The organism is Tunturiibacter gelidiferens, assembly GCF_014201335.1.
Classification (GTDB): Bacteria; Acidobacteriota; Terriglobia; order Terriglobales; family Acidobacteriaceae; genus Edaphobacter; species Edaphobacter lichenicola_E.
On sequence record NZ_JACHEB010000015.1, the window covers coordinates 23743 to 41905 of the forward strand.

Consider the following 18163-nt stretch of genomic DNA (forward strand, 5'->3'; position numbering starts at 1 on the left):
AGTCATCCCGATGAACCCTCACAGAGAAACAGCAGGCAGAGCACTTCTCTCGCAGTGGTTACAAAAATGGTTACAGTGACGAGAAAGAAGGCCAGCCGGTGAGGGCTGACCTTCTCGTAAGTTCTTGAATCTAAGGATTGGTGCGGAGGAGGGGACTTGAACCTCTATGCCTTGCGGCGCTAGCACCTCAACTTAGTGCGTCAATTTGTAGCTGTTTGCCTGTCTATGCAGCTCGCTTTCTACCCAGACGTTTTGGGGCGGGGGCCGCCCAGGCTGAGATAACCGCGTTGTCTAGGACCTCTTGCCTTGAAGGCACCCATGCGGCATAGCTTTTCTCGGTCGTGCGTATTGAAGTGTGTCCTAGCAGCTTGCTCACATGCTCCAGGGACACACCGGCCTTGAGAAGCTCACAGGCGAAGGTATCGCGGAGTCGGTGTGCCTTCATGTAGCCGCCCGTGATTTTGGCCTCATCGAAGCAGGGGGCAACAAAACGTTTGCCCCAATTGCCACTGATCGACTTGGGCGAGCCGAGCCCACTCCAGAAGAAGAAGCGGTTGTTGTCGTTCGGCACCGCAAGCAGTTCAGCCGCTATGTTTGGTGGAAGTAGAACGCTGACATCGGTTCCGGTCTTGGTGCGCTGGGTCACAACGCGGTGACCAGTTGCATCGTGAATGAGGGCAGAGCGGGGAAGTGTGAGAGCATCTTGGATCGACAGACCGCTCGACCTCATGAGGAGGAACAGACCGCGTACCCGCTTGATCCAATACTCTTGGCTTTGATTTTCCACAACGTGATTCTGCGGTGCCTTGACGACGACATAAACGGCATCAAGTAGGCGTTCATATTCGTCGGCAGTCAGAGGGAGCGTGGGAACCTCTTCAGCCTTCATCTTCGGCCATACGGGAACCTCAACCAGCCATCCCGCGACACGGCAGAACTTTAGAAAAGACTTGTAACGTTCTGCCAGCTTGTTCCGGGTGAGACTCGACGGGTACAGGTCTTTCCAATCCGAACAGAACCGGGTGATGAGTTCGCGGTTGATTCCCGCAAGGGTATATACGCCACGACCCTCGCAGAACGACGCCAAGCGTCCGAGCTCCCGCTCATACTTGCGTATGAGGTCCGCGGAGAGGTTCTCGACTTTCTTGTCAGCGATGAAGACCTCGACGGCCGCTCGCATGTTCTTGACCCCCGGCGTGTCCGGCACTACCGTTCTACCGGTCAGTTGGTCTTCAATGTCCCGCTTGACGTGTTCAGCTTCTGCCCACGACCGGGTATTTGCCGGACGCCGTTGGCGGGGTTCGCCGGTCGCCGTCCAGCGAAGCCACTTTCTGCAATCGCATCGCTTGGCGAACTCATCCCCTGCATACTTGCAGCCCTTCGAATGCCGGACAAAAATCGTGATGGTCGGCGTAGTGGTCATTGAGTCCTGCTCTCTGAATGCTCCAATGAGACACAGTAGACACGTTTTTGACACAAAAGTAAAAGCCACCCCGAAGGTGGCTTTAGAATAAACACTTTAGAAGTGGTGGAGGCGGTGGGAGTCGAACCCACGTCCGAAAAAACTTCCAACAGAGAGCTTTCATGCTTTTTCCAGTTCATCTTTGTCTCGTCATCGTCGCTTAGAACGGACGAAGATGCGACGACGACCAGTCTGATTGATCTCGTCCGACCCGCTCAGACGGAGCAGGGAAGACCAGCCTACTGTGCGACGATCGGTACAGGCCCGTAGGCGAAGCTTGAGCGATCGGCTACTTAATTAATTAAGCAGCAAGAGCGAACTGAGGTTCGGCACTTATAGTTTTGTGAGCGATTACGGGTGTCCACACCCCGGCATGCCTCTCTGCCACAAGCAATCCCGTCGAAGCCGTGACGCCCCCATCTGGAGCTGGCACCAACATTGCATTGGGCGCTACAAAGAACTACGTCGATTATAACTCTTACCTTGTTAGACACCGCATCACGCGAAGGCCAGGATTACGGCGCCGACGGTGATGAGCGAGGCACCACCGATCTTCAGCGGAGTGAGGTGTTCGCCGAGGAACAGCCACGCGCCGAGGATGACCAGCACCACACTGAGCTTGTCGACCGGCGCGACACTCGAAGCGGGTCCTATTTGCAGAGCGCGGAAGTAGCAGAGCCACGACAGGCCTGTGCAGATGCCCGAGAGCACGAGAAAGATCCAGCTGCGCCGACCGATCTGCGCGAGGGCGTGATGCTTCTCGAAGGCGATCGCGATCGCCCAGGTGAAGATCAAGATCACTGTGGTTCGGATCGCGGTCGCGAGGTTCGAGTCGATTCCCGCAACGCCAACTTTAGCCAGCAATGCGGTTGCCGCAGCGAAGACAGCCGATAGAACGGCCCAGAAGACCCAAGTCATAGTGCAAGCATACTCGGCTGCTAAAACTTTTCCGCTAAGATGCAGCGGAGCTACATGGTTGCATTTGCAAGGTCGACTTCCTGCCACTCCCCGCGTTCGATACCGGCGCGAATCTGTGCTGGAGTCTGTCCCTTTTTCGTTTGTTGATAAGCGTAAACTGCCTCTCTCATGCAGGTGGAGCAGGCGGCGCCGTGGGTGCCTTCGAAGCAGCTATGCAGGCTGTTGTGGCGCATCTCTCGGTCGCAGTGGCAGTAGCAAGGCTGCTGATGCAGTACGGCAGGGATGGCCGCGGCCATCTTGTAGGCGGTTACCTGATAGGGATGCGAGAAGTAGACTCCGGTTAGTTGGTTCCCGCTAAGCACCGGAGGAAGGGGCTTTGTCGGAGCAGATGCGTTGTAGGCTGGAATGTCTTCCGAGGGGTTCGACCACTGGGCGGAGGCCACCATGGTGACCAGACCTAACGCGATGCATCCGAGGATTCGCTTCATTTCCGTATTCTAGATCAGTCTCTTTCTGTAGCGTATCCAGAGCTCTTTTCATCAGTAAAATCTCTACTTCTGGCAGTTGGGTTGTAATGGGTACCCCTCCCCCCGGGGGGGGTTATTTTGGGAGCAACTCGTTTATTTTCTTAAGCTTACACGGGATATATGCCTGTAAAATATTCAATCTAAATAGCTTACGGCTAAAATATTCCATCTAAATGGTTTACGGAACCGCTTGTCGCGAGTTCACCCTCAAACAAAGAAACCGGGAGCACTAGAGTTAATTATAAGGATTCGACCATAACTCATGTGCCAGAGCTATCTCGTTGTTCTTCAGTGGCTTGTGGTGCGGTGGGGCTTGACAGAAAATGGCAGTCCCTCAGGCTCCGTATCGACCGGGCTTCCCGTTTCGATCGAAGTCGTTGCTGGGCGATAGCGGGAGGTGCATCGCCTCAAGAGCAACGCAGTTGTGGAAATTGAATTTTAGAGGGGAGTTGAAAGCAAAAAAATGCGGCACGAACGGTGTTTTGATCGTGCCGGGAGGCCAGTGACGCAACTTGTGTCAGCCATGGTGCGGGCTGAAAAATCTCACGAGCGGAACGTTCGCGCTTCGTTGAATTGAAGATACCACAATATGGAGGAAAAGAAAGAGAAATATGTTCAATCATAGAAATTTGGTGATCTGGAACACACTTTCCATGGGTGCGGGATTTCATAAATCGAAATAAGCTCAATTTATTCAATGATTTGAAAAAATACCTCGTCTTTTCACTTATTTTCTACGCAAAAAAAAATACGTTGGAGAGTTCCTATGAAATTACAGTTTTTCACGGTTTGGCGACTAATTTTCGGCAATTCGGGGGTACTCTGCGGCTTGTGCACTGAATAAAAAGCTATGCCGTGGGGAACTCTTTGCTGAGTTTGTTGGCCATTGAGGCGTCGCGCTGGGTGATTCCACCGGCATCGTGCGAGACCAGGCCGAGAACTACGTGGTTGTAGCGAATGTCGATATCGGGGTGATGGCCGGCAGCCTCAGCAAGTGTAGCCACGCGGTTCACGAAGGCCATCGCCTGAATGAAGTCCTTGAAACTCCATTTGCGAATGAGCTTGCCGTCTTTGAGATTCCACTCAGGGTTGGCTTTCAGAACGTCCTTGATCTCGTCCGCATCCATTGCTTTCTTCATTGAGAGACACCTCGCCCTGCGATGCTAGCTGCCTTTGTTTGTTCTGCGCAACTGAGTGGTCAGTTGCCGCGAAAAGGAGATGGGGCGGGCGTTTGCATCTCGGTTGCGGCGCGCAGGTCTGACCAGGTTTCTGGGGGGATGGAGAGAAAGACCTCTACGATCTGGGGGTCGAACTGTGTTCCGGCGCAGCGGCTGATCTCGTCTCTGGCTTTGGCGAAGCTGGTTCCTTTGCGGTAGGGCCGGTCGGAGGTCATGGCGTCGAGTGTGTCTGCGATGGCGAAGATGCGCGCACCGAGGGGGATCTCTTCGCCACGCAGGCCGCGTGGATAGCCGTTTCCATCGAACTGCTCCTGATGGGCGTAGACGATCTCGGCGGCGTCGCGGAGGAAGGAGATTTTGCGGACCATCTCGTAGCCGCGTTCGCAGTGCTCCTTCATGATGGCCATCTCTTCGGCGGTGAGTCTGCCGGGTTTGAGAAGAATGGCGTCGGGCGTCGCGATCTTTCCGATGTCGTGGAGGAAGGCTCCACGTGCGATGACTCGCAGCTCTTCGGAGTTGAGACCCATGGCGTGGGCGAGGGTGTTGGTGTAGGCGGTTACGCGGCGAGAGTGGCCTTCGGTCTCCTGGTCGCGGAGATCGAGTGCATCGCCCATGGCTTCGAGGGTGATGTCGTAGCTGCGTTCGAGGTCGAGCATGGTGGAACGCAGGCGGCCGGTTCTGGTGTTGACGATGGCTTCGAGGTTATGCCGGTAGGTGGAGTTCTGTTTGCGGAGGCGGCCGTGTTCGATGGCTCTGAGGACGACGCTTTCGAGTTCGGCGCGCTCGAAGGGTTTGAGGAGATAGTCGATGGCGCCGCGCCGGAAGGCGCTGGTGACGACGTAGATGTCGTTGATGGCGGAAAACATGACGACGGGGATGCGGGGGTGGTCGGTGCAGAGATGGTCGAGGAAGGTGAGTCCGTCCGTTCCGGGCATCATGATGTCGGAGAGGACGAGGTCGTAGTCGGGGTCCTGCTGAAGGCGAGTGAGTGCGTCTTCGGCGCTTTCAGCGGTGTTGACGGTGTATCCGCTGGTGGCGAGAAGGGCTGCTGCGACTGCTCTAACGGGTTCTTCGTCGTCGACTACCAGGATTCGTTCCTGCGGCATGGATGGATACTTTCGCGGAGTGACGGTGTGATGTAGCTGGCTAAATGCCAATGGCTTATACGTCTCTATCGGCGGTCCAGGCGGAGGAATCAGGTGCTTGTTTGAGAAAAAATTCGTCTATGGATTCAGAGTGTCCTGTTTGCGGTTTTGCTGCATTTTTTAAGGGGGTCGTGGGAAAGTGCATGGTTTTGTTGTGGTGAGTTGATGGTGAGAACGTGGTGGTTTGCGTGGTGAACATGGTTTTTCGGACGCGCTTTAAAAAACGCAAAAAAATGTGCCATGGATTTCGACTTTTTTTTGTGTTTTTCAAAATGGGATTTTGACAGACGGTGCAGGCGGATGTAGTTTGGCGCCATTGGTCCGTAGTGCTCTTTCGATCCGCAGAGAGCGGGATTCGAAGGATGACGCTTCAGCTTAGGACGATTCGGAGGGATTGATGAAGACGCTGCTGCTTCTCCTTGTGATGTGCACCACTTCTCTTCACGCTGAAATGGAAGGACTGTGGGAGGGGTACGACGGAGAGTGGGCGCATGTGTCCAAGCAGCTGGTGGAGTTGGCGGAGGCTACGCCGGCGGACAAGTTTGCGTGGCGTCCTGCGCCGGGGGTGAGGTCAGTCAGCGAGGTGTACATGCATATCGCTCAGGCAAATTTTTATCTGCTCGGCGTTACTGGCCCGGCTATGCCGCCGGAGATGATGTCCGATGATGTTGAGAAGGTTGTGACCAAGAAGGCGGATGTGATTGCGTGGTTAAGGCGGTCGTTAGAGGCGGTGAAGATGGCGCGTGCTCAGTTGAAGCCGGGAGACCTTCAGCGGAAGGTGAAAATCCAGGGCAAAGAGGTCACGGTGGATGGGATGTATCTGAGGATTATTGTTCACGACAACGAACATATGGGGCAGCAGATTGCGTATGCGCGGATAATGGGTGTCGTGCCGCCGTGGTCGGAGCCTGCTCATAAGTGAGGTTCGTCGTTGCGTATTTCAGCGGCGATATTGTTCTGGCTTGAGGCGGTAAAACGGATGCATGATTTCCTGTGCGCCCCAGGGCTCCTCGTGGGAAAAGGTATAGCCGAGCCGCTCCAGGAGATCCTTTGAGTTTATGTTCTTGGGACCGTGGCCTGCGGTAAGCACCAAAGCGCCCAGCGTTTCAAAGGCGTACTCAATGACAGCGTGTGCCGCCTCTTCTCCAAATCGTCCGCCCCAGAATTTTGGTGCGATGTGCACGCCCAATTCATAGACGCGGTGTTCGTCGTGAAATGGTCTCAGCCCAGCGCAACCTACGTGTTCTCCGCTGACGAGATGAAAGATGGGCCAGTAACTGATTCCGAGAGCAGTCTGCCTTGTACGTTCAACTTCGAGTCGCGCCTTTGCCTGCTCGGCCGTCATGGGGCCGCCCATGTGGGTCATGACGCCAGAGTCCATCCAAAGTGATTCGGCGAGCGGCAAGTCAGCGGCAGTCCAATGGCGGAATCCGAGACGTGACGAACAGAGGAAGTAATCCATGACGAAGGATATCAATCGTTGGAAGGCGGGCACGCGCGTAGTTTTGCGCTCGCTGATTGCGGCTTGCTGGGTGGTTCAGGCTTTTTGTTTGGCGGCTTTGCGTGCGGCGACCCAGCCGGACTTGGTGGTTTGGCGACTGCGGCCTAACGCTAATGCGCCCTCGGGGACGTCTTCGGTGATGCTGCTGCCGGCGGCGATGTAGGCCCCGGCTCCGATGTTGATGGGGGCGACGAGATTGGAGTCCGAGCCGATGAAGGCGCCGTCGCCGATGGTGGTGGGGTGCTTGTGGACGCCGTCGTAGTTGCAGGTGATGGTGCCGGCGCCGATGTTGACACCGTCGCCGATGGTGGCGTCGCCGAGATAGCTGAGGTGGCCGGCCTTCGTGCCTCTGCCTACGGTGGTTTTTTTTGTCTCGACGAAGTTGCCGATGTGGGCTCCTTCGCCGATGCGGCTCTCGGGACGGAGACGTGCATAGGGGCCGATGTTGGCGTTGTCGGCGATCTCGGAGTCGTCGAAGACGCAGCCGTTGAGGACAGTGACGTTATTGCCGATGGTGCAGTTCTGGATGACGGAGTAGGAGCGGATGCGGGAGTCGCTGCCGATGTGGGTGGCGCCGAGGAGCTGGACGTAGGGCTCGATGACGGTGTCGGGGCCAATGGTGACGGCGGAGTCGATGACGCACGTTTCGGGGCGGAAGATGGTGACGCCGGAGGCCATGAGGCTGCGTGCTGTGGCGAGGCGCATGGCGGCGTCGAGGTGCATCATCTCGGCGATGGTGTTGGCACCGAGGACTTCGTCGACGCTATGGGCTTTGACGGCGACGACGCGTTTGCCTTCGGCGACGAGCATGGCGGCGACGTCAGTGAGGTAGAACTCGCCGTGGGCGTTGTTGGTTTTGAGGGCGTCGAGTTTGTTGAAGAGGGCCTGGGTTTCGAAGCAGTAGATGCCTGAGTTGATTTCCGGCGCGTTTAGCTGGTCGGGGGTGAGGGCTTTTTGTTCGACGATGGCGGTGACTTCGGGTTTGTTGGGGTTGGCGCGGAGGACGCGGCCGTAGCCGGTGGGGTCGGCGGGCACGGCAGTGAGGATGGTCATGGCGGCGTGCTCACGGAGATGCGTGTCGCGGACAGTGGCGATGGTTTCGGGACGGATGAGGGGGACGTCGCCGGAGAGGACGAGGAGATGTTTGGGGAGGGGAGCGCCGGAGCGCTCGAAGTCGGCTTTGAGCATCTGCATGGCGTGGCCGGTGCCGCGCTGCTCGGGCTGGAGGACGAACTTGACTCCGGTGGCGGCGACGGCGGCTTTTACTCTTTCGGACTCGTGGCCGATGATGCAGTAGATGTGGTCGGGGGTGACTGCGGTTTCGGCTGCGGCGATGACATGGAGAAGAAGGGCGCGACCACCGACTTCGTGAAGGACTTTGGGGTGCTTGCTTTTGAGACGGGTGCCTTTTCCTGCAGCCATGATGGCGATGGCGAATTCGTTGGTGCTCATAGAAGACTATGGTCTCATGAGCGTGTCGGCCCAGAACCGAGTGGGCTGTCGATTTTGGTTTGTGAGTACCCAGTCGCTGCGGGTTTGCGTGTCGCTAGAAGATGCGGCGAGGCCGTTAGAATCTATAGATGAAGTTAGGGGTTCCGTTTTCCCGGAAGCGATTCAATGCCGCTGGGTAGCCGTAGATGGTTTGCGCGCTGTTCGGTGCTGATGTTTTTTGGAGCGCTGCTAGTTTTCATAGGTTCGGCTGCCGCGCAGGGCGGACCTCCGTTTCGCACGGACGATCCTGAGACGCCGGGAAACAGACATTGGGAGATTAACTTCGGCTGGATCGGCGATCGGAACCCGGGTGCTGGCGCGTACCAGGTACCCGACTTCGATATCAACTATGGGCTTGGCGACCGGATTCAACTGAAGTATGAGATTCCAATTGCGATAGAAGAGACGCGGCCTTTGGGGGTGAGTTCGGGTTCACCGCAGGCTGGTCAGGTGATTGGTGGGTTGGGCGAGAGTCTGCTTGGGATCAAGTGGCGATTTTACGAGCGCTATCCTACGAGCCCTTGGATTAAGGGTCGATTTGGCACCGGGTTGTTAGGGGCATTCGGCCATCATGAAACGACAGCTCCAGCTGAAGCGTCGGGCGATTCGCCAGGGGAGGCGAATTCTCCTGAGGGGAAGGTGAGCTTCAGCTTGTCGACTTATCCGCAGCTGTTTCTCGACAATCCGACTCGGGCCGTGCCGCGTGGCGTGGTGGCGCCGGGACCGAATTTTTTTCTGCCGCTGGAGGTAAATGGGCGGATTGGACCAATACGGTATGACGGAGAGGTTGGGTACAACTTTGGCAATCATGCCCTACCGCAGAGCTGGGGGCGGGGTCTGCTGATAGGACATGAGTTCGGTGATCGGACCGAGGCGTACCTGGAGTTGTATGACCAACAAGATGCCAACCGGATCGGTCCGGGACAAGGGGTGGGGCAGTTTGCGACGGGCATGTCCAAGCAGAGACAGACGACGCTGGGGCTGGGTGGACGACAGGCACTTAACAGGGGAAAAACGTTGAATTTGCTGCTGATGGGGGGACGCAGCTTTCAATCGATCTCACCTTCAAACAGCCAACCGAGTTGGATCGCGTATGTGGGTCTGCAGGTCCTGCTGGGGCCGAAAGAGTAAATGCCAAACAGAGTAATTCGTATCCTTGTTTGTTACTTTTTACGGCCGACTTCAAGGACCTCGAAGGTGTCGGGAACAATTGTGGGGCGTGGGTGCGGGTTCTCCTTTGTTGGCGCAGGAGCCACGCCAAGCTGGGCGGTGACGAGGAAGGCGCGATCGGTGAGCTCGTCGTAGGACATGGTGCGAGCACCGACGGCGGTTGGAAGATTCTGGACGACCCTGTAGTGGTCCCCTGCGTCGATGATGGTGAGGGTGCCGATGCCGTTGGAGCTGAAGGCCAGCTGACGGGTGGAGCTGAAGGAGGCCGCGTCGGGCCTGCCTCCAATCTCGGGCGAAGCGAGTTGGTTGCCACTGTCTGCGTCGACCACTGCCATCTTATTGCCGTCGCACACGGCGAAGAGTCTGCGATGTTGGCTGTCGATTGCGAGGCCTGAGGGTGATTCGCAGTTGGTGAGAGACCACGTTGCGGTGATTTTTCTGGTTCGCGCGTCGAAGCGAACGAGTTCATTGCGGCTCTCAATGTTGTCGTAGACAGAGCCGCGATCATCAGCTACGGGGAACTCGGGTTTGCCGGGGACCTCGAGTGTGGATACTACTTTGTTGGTCGCTGCGTCGAGGACGGTGACGTTGTTGCTGCGTCCGTTGAAGGCCCAGACGGTCCTGGTTGCGGGTTCGAACACGATGCCGTCGGGGTTTGTGCCGGCCGGGACAGTAGCGACCACCTTGTAGGTTTGACGATCGAAGACTACGACGCTATTGTTGCCACCATCGCTGATATAGCCAAATTTACCCGAGTCGTCGAGAGCGACTCCGTGAGTGGCTTTCATGCCGGTGATTGCCGCGACAGCCTTCCCGGTGGTGGTGTCAAGAACTTCGACTCGCGAGCCGTGGGTGAGAAAGAGAAGGTGAGAGGGCGAGTCGGCGAGGAGATAGTCCCAGCCGCCCGAGCCGCCGACTTTCCAGTGATCGATGATCTGATAGGGCTGCTGAGCGAAGAGCAAGAGAGACGTAGAGGCAAGGAGGGCTGATGCGACGACTATAAGAGCGGGCCTGAAAGTTGGCATTGGCGTTCCTTGTACGGCGAAAGAGCTTAGCAGGTCTTAAGGGATGATGGCCGCGCTGTGTTTTCGCCACTTGGTGGTGAGTTCTTTGTCGGAGAGGGCTTTGATGAAGACGCCGCCTACTACGCTTCGGGCCTGGAAGCCTACTTGTTTGCCGGTTTTGGTGTCGTACCAGTCGGTGAGGGGGACGCGGGTGGGGGTTTCGTTGATCCAGCGATAGATGGGGTCGATGATGGCGTTGAACTGGTTGGGGTTGGAGGCGAGGGTTGCGGTCCAGATGGACCAGTCGAGCTTGGTGTAGTCGGCGCGGCTGTCGAGCGGGAGGCCGTAGAGATTGAGCTTGGTGAGGTAGAAGGCGACTTCACTGTCGCGGACGCTGTTGGGGAAGAGGTTGTAGTCGAGGATCTTGTCCCAGACGAGGTTGTACTTCTGGCTCCAGGTGTTGGGGCTGTTGAAGGCGATCTTGTAGTGGTCACCTTCCTTCGCCATGGTGATCCACTTTTGCGCCATCTCTTTTGCGGTGGCTTGATATTGCTTTGCGACTGTCTCTTGTTTGAGGAGATGGGCTAAGTCGGCGTATGCGGCGAGGGCGTCGATGGCTTTGATGGAGAGGTTGGCGTTGTGGGCGACGTGTCCGGCGAAGTCGTCGGTGGTGAGCTGAGTTTCAGGGTCGAGGCCGTGGATGTTGAGGTACTCGGCCCATTTGGTGAGCAGGGGCCAGTAGCGTTGGGCTAGTTGTGGCGTGCCTTCGGCACGGGCGACCGCGTCGACGAGGATGATCATGTTGCCGGTCTCTTCGACGGGCATCTGGTCTTCTTCGGTTTTTTCTCCGCCGCCGTAGACCTGTCCGTTGGCGAGTGGGTACTGGCCGAGATCGTGGGGGGAGAAGGGGAACTTCCAGCGGGCGAGGGAGGAGTATTCGAGGACGGGGAGGAGCTGGGCTTCGAGGAGCTTCGGGTTGAAGAAGAGGAAGAACGGGGCGGAGGGATAGAGAACGTCTACGGTGGCGATGCAGCCGTTGGAGAAGTTCTCTTTGGCGAAGAGCATGGGGTCGCCGTTGGCGTCGGCTACGAGCTTGTGCGCGGCGATGGCTTGACGGTAGGTGAGGATCGCGATGTAGGCGTAGTGTTCGCCGCCAACTTTAGTGAGGTCGGCGGTGAGTTCTTTGTCGAATGCTTCGCCGCGTGATTCGAGCTCTGGATATTGCTGTTCGGCTTGATCGAGCATCTGGTTTAGGGGTTGGTTGTTGCGCTGCCAGTAGGAGCGGAGATTTCGCTGGAGGTACTGGATTGCGTAGGTGTCGGTGTAGGAGAGGAGGACGTGGCGGGTGACGGGTTGCGAGACGGAGCCGAAGTCGATGATGGCGGAGAGCGCGGAGGCGGAGTGGTCGGCGCGCTCGGGCATGTCCATTGTGTCGGTGGTTGTGAGCTGGCCGGTTGAGGCGAAGGCTGTGGCGGGATGTGGTGCTAGGTAGGTTGTGTAGTTGGCGTCCTTCGGCACGGCGAGATGGAAGTAGCCCCAGTCGATGCGGAGGTCGTCGCCGGAGCGGTTGAGGATCTTTTGGTCCTGCGAACCGGTGGAGAGCACGTTAAGCGACGAGGTTTGATTGCGGAAGGAGTTGACCTGCTGGCTGCGTTCGTTGACGGCAATGACGGGATCGACGTCGAGGAGGACTGAGACTTGATGGGGTGTTGCGTCAGTCGATTCAGCGGTCCAGGTGAGGTAGGTGACGGGGCGGGAGAGGACGTCGAGATCGCTGAGGATGGCGGGGGTGAAGAAGACGAAGCGAAGGTTGATGCCGCTTTGGCGGAAGTCGTAGGTGGTGTGCGTTGGTGCGACGGAGTGAGCTGTCTGCTGCATCGCGGGGATGGTGTCGGGGTGGTGGCCCATGAAGCGGAAGGGCTTGCCATCGATGCGGACGATGCCGGTGATGGGTTGGGGGGTGCCGGTCCAGTGGGTGGTGTCGGAGTCGGTGAGGTTGTCTGTGGTGGACCAAACGCTGAAGTATGGGTCGTGTGTGATGAGTGGCGTGGCGGGAGGACGCTGCTGGGCTATTAGGGGGAGGACGTTGAACAGGGAAGAGACAGCAACTAGCAGGAACGGGAGCGAGTTCTTTATGACGAACCTCCGGGAACGACGACGCTATCAAGGATAGCGCCATCGGTCCCCTCAGGTAAGAACTCTTTGGGAGCTGCTGCTTGTGTCCTGCCGGACGGGCGCCCTGCGCGGGCGGCGGTCACTTCGTGACTTGTGATTGCTTCGCGTGGTTATTCTGCTGGCTTGCCGCCAGGCGGGGATGGGATCGTGATGTCTAGATTTTTTACGGCGCCGAGGCCCAGAGTGGCTAACGACGGAGTGATTTGAGACTCGTTGCCTACTACTACGATGGCGAGTTTGTTGGTGTCGATGTATTTGTTCGCTACGCGTGAGACGTCGGCTGCTGTGACTTTCTCGATGCCTGCTTTGTACTTCTCGAGAGTGTCCGCGGGATAGCCGTAGAAGGCGAGTGTCACTTGTTCGCCGAGAGTCTTGTCAGGCGAGTCGTAGTGGAAGATGAAGGAGTTGAGAACCTGGTCTTTGGCTTTGCTTAGCTCGGCGGGGGTGGGTGGTTCGGTTTTCAGGCGGTCGATTTCGGCGAGGAGCGCCTTGGTTGCGGCTACGGTGGTTGCGCTCTTTGTTGCGGCTTCGACGACGAAGACGCCGGGGTGATCGTAGGAGGCGCCGTAGTTTCCTTCGACGGTGTAGGCGAGGCCGAGTTTCGTGCGGACGTCTTGTACGACGCGTGAGCCGAAGCCGCCGGAGAAAACCTGATTCATGACGGAGAGGGCGTAGTAGTCGGGGTTGCTACGCTCGGTGCCGAGGCCGACGATGAGGACGTTGGATTGGTTTACGTCGTCTTTGGAGACGAAGTTGACGGAGGGTTTGGGGTCGGTGAAGGTGGCTTTGACGGACTGGAAGCGGTCGCCGCGGGGGATGGGCGCGAAGGCTGCGCGGAGTTTGGTCTCCATGGCGGCGGAGTCGAAGTCACCCGAGAGGGCGATGATGATGTTGCTGCCGACTGCTGTTTTTTTGTGCCAGGCGTTGAGATCGTCGAGGGTGACGGCGTCGACGGTGGCATATTCGAGCTCGCGGGCGTAGGGGTTGTGAGGGCCGTAGGCGATTTGGATGGCTTCGCGGTTGGCGATGCCGCCGGCGTCGTCGTTGCGGCGGGCGATGCCGGTTTCGAGTTGCTGTTTGGCGAGCTGGAGCTTGTCGGCTTTGAAGGTGGGATGAAGGAGGAGGTCGATGCTCTGGGCGAAGACGGTGTCGAAGTCGCCCTTGAGGCTGGACCAGCTCATGGAGGTGGAGGCGGTGCCGCCTGCAGTTTCGATGGAGGCGGCTTTGTCTTCGAGGACGTCGTCGAGCTTGTCGCCGCTGATGGTGGCGGTGCCGCTGGTGCGCCAGGTTTCACCGTAGAGGGAGGTGAGGCCTACCTTGGCGTTGGGTTCGTCGCGGCTGCCTCCGCGGATGAGGATGGTGCCGTTGATGAAGGGGAGCTCGTGGTCTTCTTGAAGAAAGAGGACTACGCCGTTTTCAAGCTCGACGCGGTGAGGCTGCGCGGGTTTGAAGGCGGGGAGTGGTGGGATGGGGATTTGTTTCCATGGCTGGGTTTGTGTGCTGGCTGGCGTTGCGGCTGGTGCGGTTTGCGCAGAGGCAGCGAGAGTGGTGAGAAGGAACGAAGAGGCGGCTGCGGTGAGGACGAGCGAGGAGAGATGCTTCACTTCGTACCTCCGGCGGTTTGTGCGGTCGGCGCTGGGGGTGCGGTGAGCATGGCTGTTCCTGGAGTTCCTGTTCCTGCACCTTCGGCGGCTTGCGGTGCTCTGCGTTGCGGTGGGACGAATTCGATTCGTGCGCTGGTTCGGTTGTTGTCGGTGAAGATCTTGTTGGCTACGCGGCGGATGTCGGCTTTGCTGACGGCGTCGATCTTTTGTAGCTGGTTAAAGAGTTCGCGCCAGTCGCCGAAGCGGGTTTGATACTCGGCGAGCTGGTGGGCGAGGCCTTCGTTGTCGGCGAGGCCGCGGAGGATGTCGGCTCGGGCGCGGGTTTTAAAGCGCTCGAGTTCGGCGTCGGTGACGTCTTCGGTCTTGAGACGATCGAGTTCTTTGTGGATGGAAGCGCGCATCTCCTCGGGGGAGTGGCCGGGGAGGGGCACGGCGTAGACGGCGAAGAGGCCGGGGTACTTGTCGCCGGGGAAGCCGCTGAAACCCTGGGCTTCTGCAGCGATGGACTGGTCGCGCACGAGAGAGCGAAAGAGGCGAGCGGTGCGGCCGTTCGAGAAGATGTCGCTGATGGCGTCGTAGGCGGAGTCGTCGGGGTCGAGGTAGTCAGGGCGATGGTAGCCCTCGATGTAGAAGGGCTGGGTGGCCTCGCGGATGATGACGGATTTTTCGGCGACCTGTGGTGGCTCGACGGTGGTCATTGGTTCGGGGCGCGGGGCGGTGGGGATGGGAGCGAAGTAGCGCTCGAGGACTGGCATGGTCTCGGAGGCTTTGAGGTCGCCTACGACGGCGATGACGATGTTCGCGGGTACGTAATATTTTTCGTGGAAGGTGGTGGCTTCGGTGGCGGAGACCTGGCTGATTTCGCTCTCCCAACCTACGCCGGGGCGTCGATAGGGATGGGCGACGTAGGCGGTGGCGAGGAACTGCTCGACCATGCGACCGACGGGGGAGGAGTCAACGCGCATGCGACGCTCTTCCTGAACAACGTTGCGCTCTTTGTAGAACTCGCGCTCGACGGGATGGGCGATGCGCTGGCTTTCGAGGTAGGCCCAGAGCTCGAGACGGTTGGAGGGCATGCTCCAAAAATATTGGGTGGAGTCTTCGGTGGTGTTGGCGTTGATGCCGACGGCTCCGTTCTCTTCGGCGATCTCGGAGAACTGGTTGGGGATGACGAATTTTTGCGCTTCGGCTTGTGCGTCCTGGAAGGCTTTGAGGAGTTGAGCTAACTTTTCGGGGCTTTGGCCGACGCGTTTGCGGTACTCGGCGTCATAGGCTGCGTAGGCAGTTTCGACTTTTGCGAGGGCGATTTTTTCGGCGGCGTAGTCGGTGGTGCCGATCTCGGTGGTGCCCTTAAACGCCATGTGCTCGAACATGTGGGCGATGCCGCTGGCGCCGTCGGGATCGTCGGCGGAGCCTGCATCGACGAGGGTGTAGAAGCTGAAGACGGGGGCTTCGGGGCGCTCGCAGACGATGAGGGTGAGGCCGTTTGGAAGGACTTTTACGGTGGTACGTTTTTCAAAGCTTGCGAGGTCCTGCGCTCTGACGATGCAGCTGAGCGCGATTGCACATGTGAAGATTGCGGCGATTCTACGTTTTACCTGTACCAAAAGCCCTCCGCAGACTTTTTCAAGTCAAGAGTTCACTATATCGAAGCCCGAGGCCGGGCTCTATTGCCGGGAGCCGAATAAGGCGTTCCAGGTTTGACGTATGGCGAGCCAGATTCGCTTCAATAGGGTGTCGGCTTCGGCCTTGATGGTGGTGACGACTGCGGAGAGGAACTGCTCGCGAGTCCAGGCATTGCGGGCGGGGCTGGGGCCTCGGCGCATGCAGTGGGCGGCTGCTTCGGCCCATGAGCCGGAGTCGACGGCTGCGATGAGGTTGGGAAAATCTTTGAAGAGGCCTGCGGGGCCGAGGTTGTAGGTCATGTCGAGGAGCGCGAGTTTTACGGCGTCGGGGAAGGTGTCGTAGTGCGGGAGATGGCTGCGGAGTTCGGTTTCGAAGCCCTGGAGGACGGAGGTTAGTTTGGCGTCGATGGTTTGCTGGGGGAGTATGAGATGGGTGGTGGCGGATTTGTAGAAGGCGGAGGCTCGGCCCTGAGGGAGGGAGTCGACGCGGCTGTATTCGGCGGCGATCTCCTGCGGTGTGGCTGGGCGGGTGCCGAGGAGGAAGGGAAGGGATTCGGCGGCTTTCGCGTCGGGGAGCATGAGGCCGACGCCGACGGTGACTTTACCGACTGTGTCGCGATACATCCAGGGGATGCAGCCTTCGAACTCTTTCAACTTGGTGAGCGATTGCTCTAGATAAGTCGCCACTGTGAGGTTAAGGCTAGCATGGGTGATCTGATACTCGAGTTCTTGAATGAACAACGACGAGATCGAAATCCGGGAGTTTCTCGTGCACTGCGCTGTTCACGATTGAGAGCAGCTTCGGTCGACGTGACTCAGTCCTCGTTGGAGAGAGTAGAGGCTGTGGAGACTTGCGGCCGAGTTAGACGATGTTGTAGAAGATGAAGTTTCATTTGTTAGCAAGTCGGCTGTTCCGATGTTCAAATAGAGGATTTTGGCGTCGATTATCGTTTTTCGAGACAATAATTCAAAGTATCTACAAAATGCTGGACTCGCAGTGGTATAAAGACTCGTCGCCAAAGACGTCAAGCGAAGGGCGGCTCGAGTTTGGTTCGAACCGATAGCCGGACGTTCGAGTTGCTCAGTACACGGTTTGACGTGGTTTGGCTTACTGATTTTATGGGACACGAAAGCTAGACGATGACCAACACTCGGTTCACCTTCACTCGCAGGCAGAGTGCGTCGAACAAAACACCGCGTCAGATTAACCGGAACCTGGTATTCAATCTGGTGAGAACGCGTCAACCGCTTTCGCGTGCCGACCTTGCTCGCGTCTCCGGCCTGCAGCGAAGCACGGTCTCGTTGATCGTCGAAGATCTGATAAAGGATAAGTGGATTCTGGAGGGTTCGACGGGGCGGCCACCACGCGGACGCAGACCGACCTTTCTCGAATTGAATCATCAGCGGGCTGTGATTGCGTTGGATATCCATCCATCACAGACAACGGTTGCGGTGACAGATCTTGGCGGGAAGATTGTTGCGCAGAATGTGGTCGAGCTGCCGGAGGATCCGAAGAAGGCGATACAGCCGATTATTGCGGCGATTCGCAAGCTGATGGCTTCGCATAGCGATAAGTCGTTTGACGGGATCGGGATCAGTTTGCCGGGCCGCGCCGATCCTCTTCGCGACGAACCGATCTTTGCGCCGAATCTGAAGTGGTCGATCTCGAGTATCAAGTCTCGCATTCAGAAGGCGACGGGGTTGCGGGTTGAGATGGACAACGTCGCGAATGCTTGTGCCTTGTCGGAGGTTTGGTTTGGCGATAGCGATGGGTTGCACGATCTGGTGGTGGTGAATGTTTCGGAGGGAATTGGAACAGGGATCTTTGCCAATGGGCAACTGCTGCGCGGAGCGAACGGCATGGCGGGAGAGTTTGGCCATGTGCAGATGGAGATGAATGGGCCTCGTTGTGGCTGCGGAGGGCGCGGGTGCTGGGAGACTGTCAGCTCGAATCGCGCGGGGTTGCGCTACTACGAGGAGATGAGTGGAAACGCTGCGCCGTCGAGCTTCGCTGCGCTGGTGAAGATGGCTCAGTCGCATGACGCGAATGCGGTAAAGGCGCTGGAGAAGATGTCCTCGTTTCTTGGGCGAGGGCTGAGGATGGTTGCGAGTGCGCTGGCGCCAAGCGAGATCGTTGTGGTTGGGGATATCACGGCAGCGTGGTACTTGTTTGGACCGATTGTTGAGGGCGAACTGAACCAGAACGCGCTTTCGAAGCCGCCCAGACTGCGGCCTGCTTTTGAAGGAAATACGGCGCGGTTGCGCAGCGCGGTGGCGTTGGTAATGAATGGGAGCCTGGTTTAGAGGCGTCCACGGTGGCGGTGGAGAAGATTAGTGGTCGGCTGGGATGACGGCAGAATATC

At 58.0% G+C, this 18163-nt stretch carries 15 protein-coding genes and 1 other RNA gene; 3 read left to right on the forward strand and 13 right to left on the reverse strand.

Annotation, left to right across the window (positions count from 1 at the left end):
• Positions 1 to 223 precede the first annotated feature (223 nt).
• From HDF14_RS23855 to HDF14_RS23880, 6 genes are all read right to left on the reverse strand, one after another.
• Positions 224 to 1423, reverse strand: a complete 1200-nt coding sequence (locus HDF14_RS23855; RefSeq protein WP_183981269.1) for a tyrosine-type recombinase/integrase — start codon at positions 1421 to 1423, stop codon at positions 224 to 226.
• Positions 1424 to 1526: 103 nt separating this feature from the next.
• Positions 1527 to 1880: a transfer-messenger RNA gene (ssrA, locus tag HDF14_RS23860) on the reverse strand.
• Between the two features lie 80 nt (positions 1881 to 1960).
• On the reverse strand, positions 1961 to 2380 hold the full coding sequence (locus HDF14_RS23865) for an EamA family transporter (protein WP_183981270.1): 420 nt from the start codon (positions 2378 to 2380) through the stop codon (positions 1961 to 1963).
• 50 nt (positions 2381 to 2430) lie between these two features.
• Positions 2431 to 2868, reverse strand: a complete 438-nt coding sequence (locus HDF14_RS23870; protein WP_260698546.1) for a CYCXC family (seleno)protein — start codon at positions 2866 to 2868, stop codon at positions 2431 to 2433.
• An 887-nt stretch (positions 2869 to 3755) separates the two neighbouring features.
• Entirely contained in the window at positions 3756 to 4046 is a 291-nt protein-coding gene (locus tag HDF14_RS23875) for a 4a-hydroxytetrahydrobiopterin dehydratase (RefSeq protein ID WP_183981271.1), read from the reverse strand.
• 59 nt (positions 4047 to 4105) lie between these two features.
• Entirely contained in the window at positions 4106 to 5191 is a 1086-nt protein-coding gene (locus HDF14_RS23880; protein WP_183981272.1) for an HD domain-containing phosphohydrolase, read from the reverse strand.
• 436 nt (positions 5192 to 5627) lie between these two features.
• Between HDF14_RS23880 and HDF14_RS23885 the strand changes: the two genes are divergently transcribed.
• Positions 5628 to 6152, forward strand: coding sequence for a DinB family protein (locus HDF14_RS23885; RefSeq protein WP_183981273.1), 525 nt, complete (start codon positions 5628 to 5630; stop codon positions 6150 to 6152).
• A gap of 18 nt (positions 6153 to 6170) precedes the next feature.
• Here HDF14_RS23885 and HDF14_RS23890 read toward each other — a convergent pair whose 3' ends face one another.
• The gene (locus tag HDF14_RS23890; protein ID WP_183981274.1) at positions 6171 to 6692 is read right to left on the reverse strand and encodes a GNAT family N-acetyltransferase; all 522 of its coding nucleotides are present in this window, start codon (positions 6690 to 6692) and stop codon (positions 6171 to 6173) included.
• A gap of 75 nt (positions 6693 to 6767) precedes the next feature.
• Positions 6768 to 8183: a bifunctional UDP-N-acetylglucosamine diphosphorylase/glucosamine-1-phosphate N-acetyltransferase GlmU gene (glmU, locus tag HDF14_RS23895; RefSeq protein WP_183981275.1), complete on the reverse strand. Its 1416-nt coding sequence runs from the start codon at positions 8181 to 8183 to the stop codon at positions 6768 to 6770.
• A gap of 165 nt (positions 8184 to 8348) precedes the next feature.
• Between glmU and HDF14_RS23900 the strand changes: the two genes are divergently transcribed.
• Positions 8349 to 9353, forward strand: a complete 1005-nt coding sequence (locus HDF14_RS23900; protein WP_183981276.1) for a hypothetical protein — start codon at positions 8349 to 8351, stop codon at positions 9351 to 9353.
• A 32-nt stretch (positions 9354 to 9385) separates the two neighbouring features.
• Here HDF14_RS23900 and HDF14_RS23905 read toward each other — a convergent pair whose 3' ends face one another.
• From HDF14_RS23905 to HDF14_RS23925, 5 genes are all read right to left on the reverse strand, one after another.
• Entirely contained in the window at positions 9386 to 10417 is a 1032-nt protein-coding gene (locus HDF14_RS23905) for a YncE family protein (protein WP_183981277.1), read from the reverse strand.
• A gap of 36 nt (positions 10418 to 10453) precedes the next feature.
• Complete coding sequence (locus tag HDF14_RS23910; protein ID WP_183981366.1) at positions 10454 to 12532, reverse strand: glutaminase family protein; 2079 nt, start codon at positions 12530 to 12532, stop codon at positions 10454 to 10456.
• A 149-nt stretch (positions 12533 to 12681) separates the two neighbouring features.
• The gene (locus HDF14_RS23915) at positions 12682 to 14175 is read right to left on the reverse strand and encodes a M16 family metallopeptidase (protein WP_183981278.1); all 1494 of its coding nucleotides are present in this window, start codon (positions 14173 to 14175) and stop codon (positions 12682 to 12684) included.
• Complete coding sequence (locus HDF14_RS23920; protein WP_221304861.1) at positions 14172 to 15782, reverse strand: M16 family metallopeptidase; 1611 nt, start codon at positions 15780 to 15782, stop codon at positions 14172 to 14174. The genes HDF14_RS23915 and HDF14_RS23920 overlap by 4 nt, the downstream gene beginning before the upstream one ends.
• Before the next feature lie 60 nt (positions 15783 to 15842).
• Positions 15843 to 16541: a hypothetical protein gene (locus HDF14_RS23925; protein ID WP_183981279.1), complete on the reverse strand. Its 699-nt coding sequence runs from the start codon at positions 16539 to 16541 to the stop codon at positions 15843 to 15845.
• A 399-nt stretch (positions 16542 to 16940) separates the two neighbouring features.
• Between HDF14_RS23925 and HDF14_RS23930 the strand changes: the two genes are divergently transcribed.
• The gene (locus HDF14_RS23930; protein ID WP_183981281.1) at positions 16941 to 18104 is read left to right on the forward strand and encodes an ROK family transcriptional regulator; all 1164 of its coding nucleotides are present in this window, start codon (positions 16941 to 16943) and stop codon (positions 18102 to 18104) included.
• The last annotated feature ends 59 nt before the right edge of the window (positions 18105 to 18163 follow it).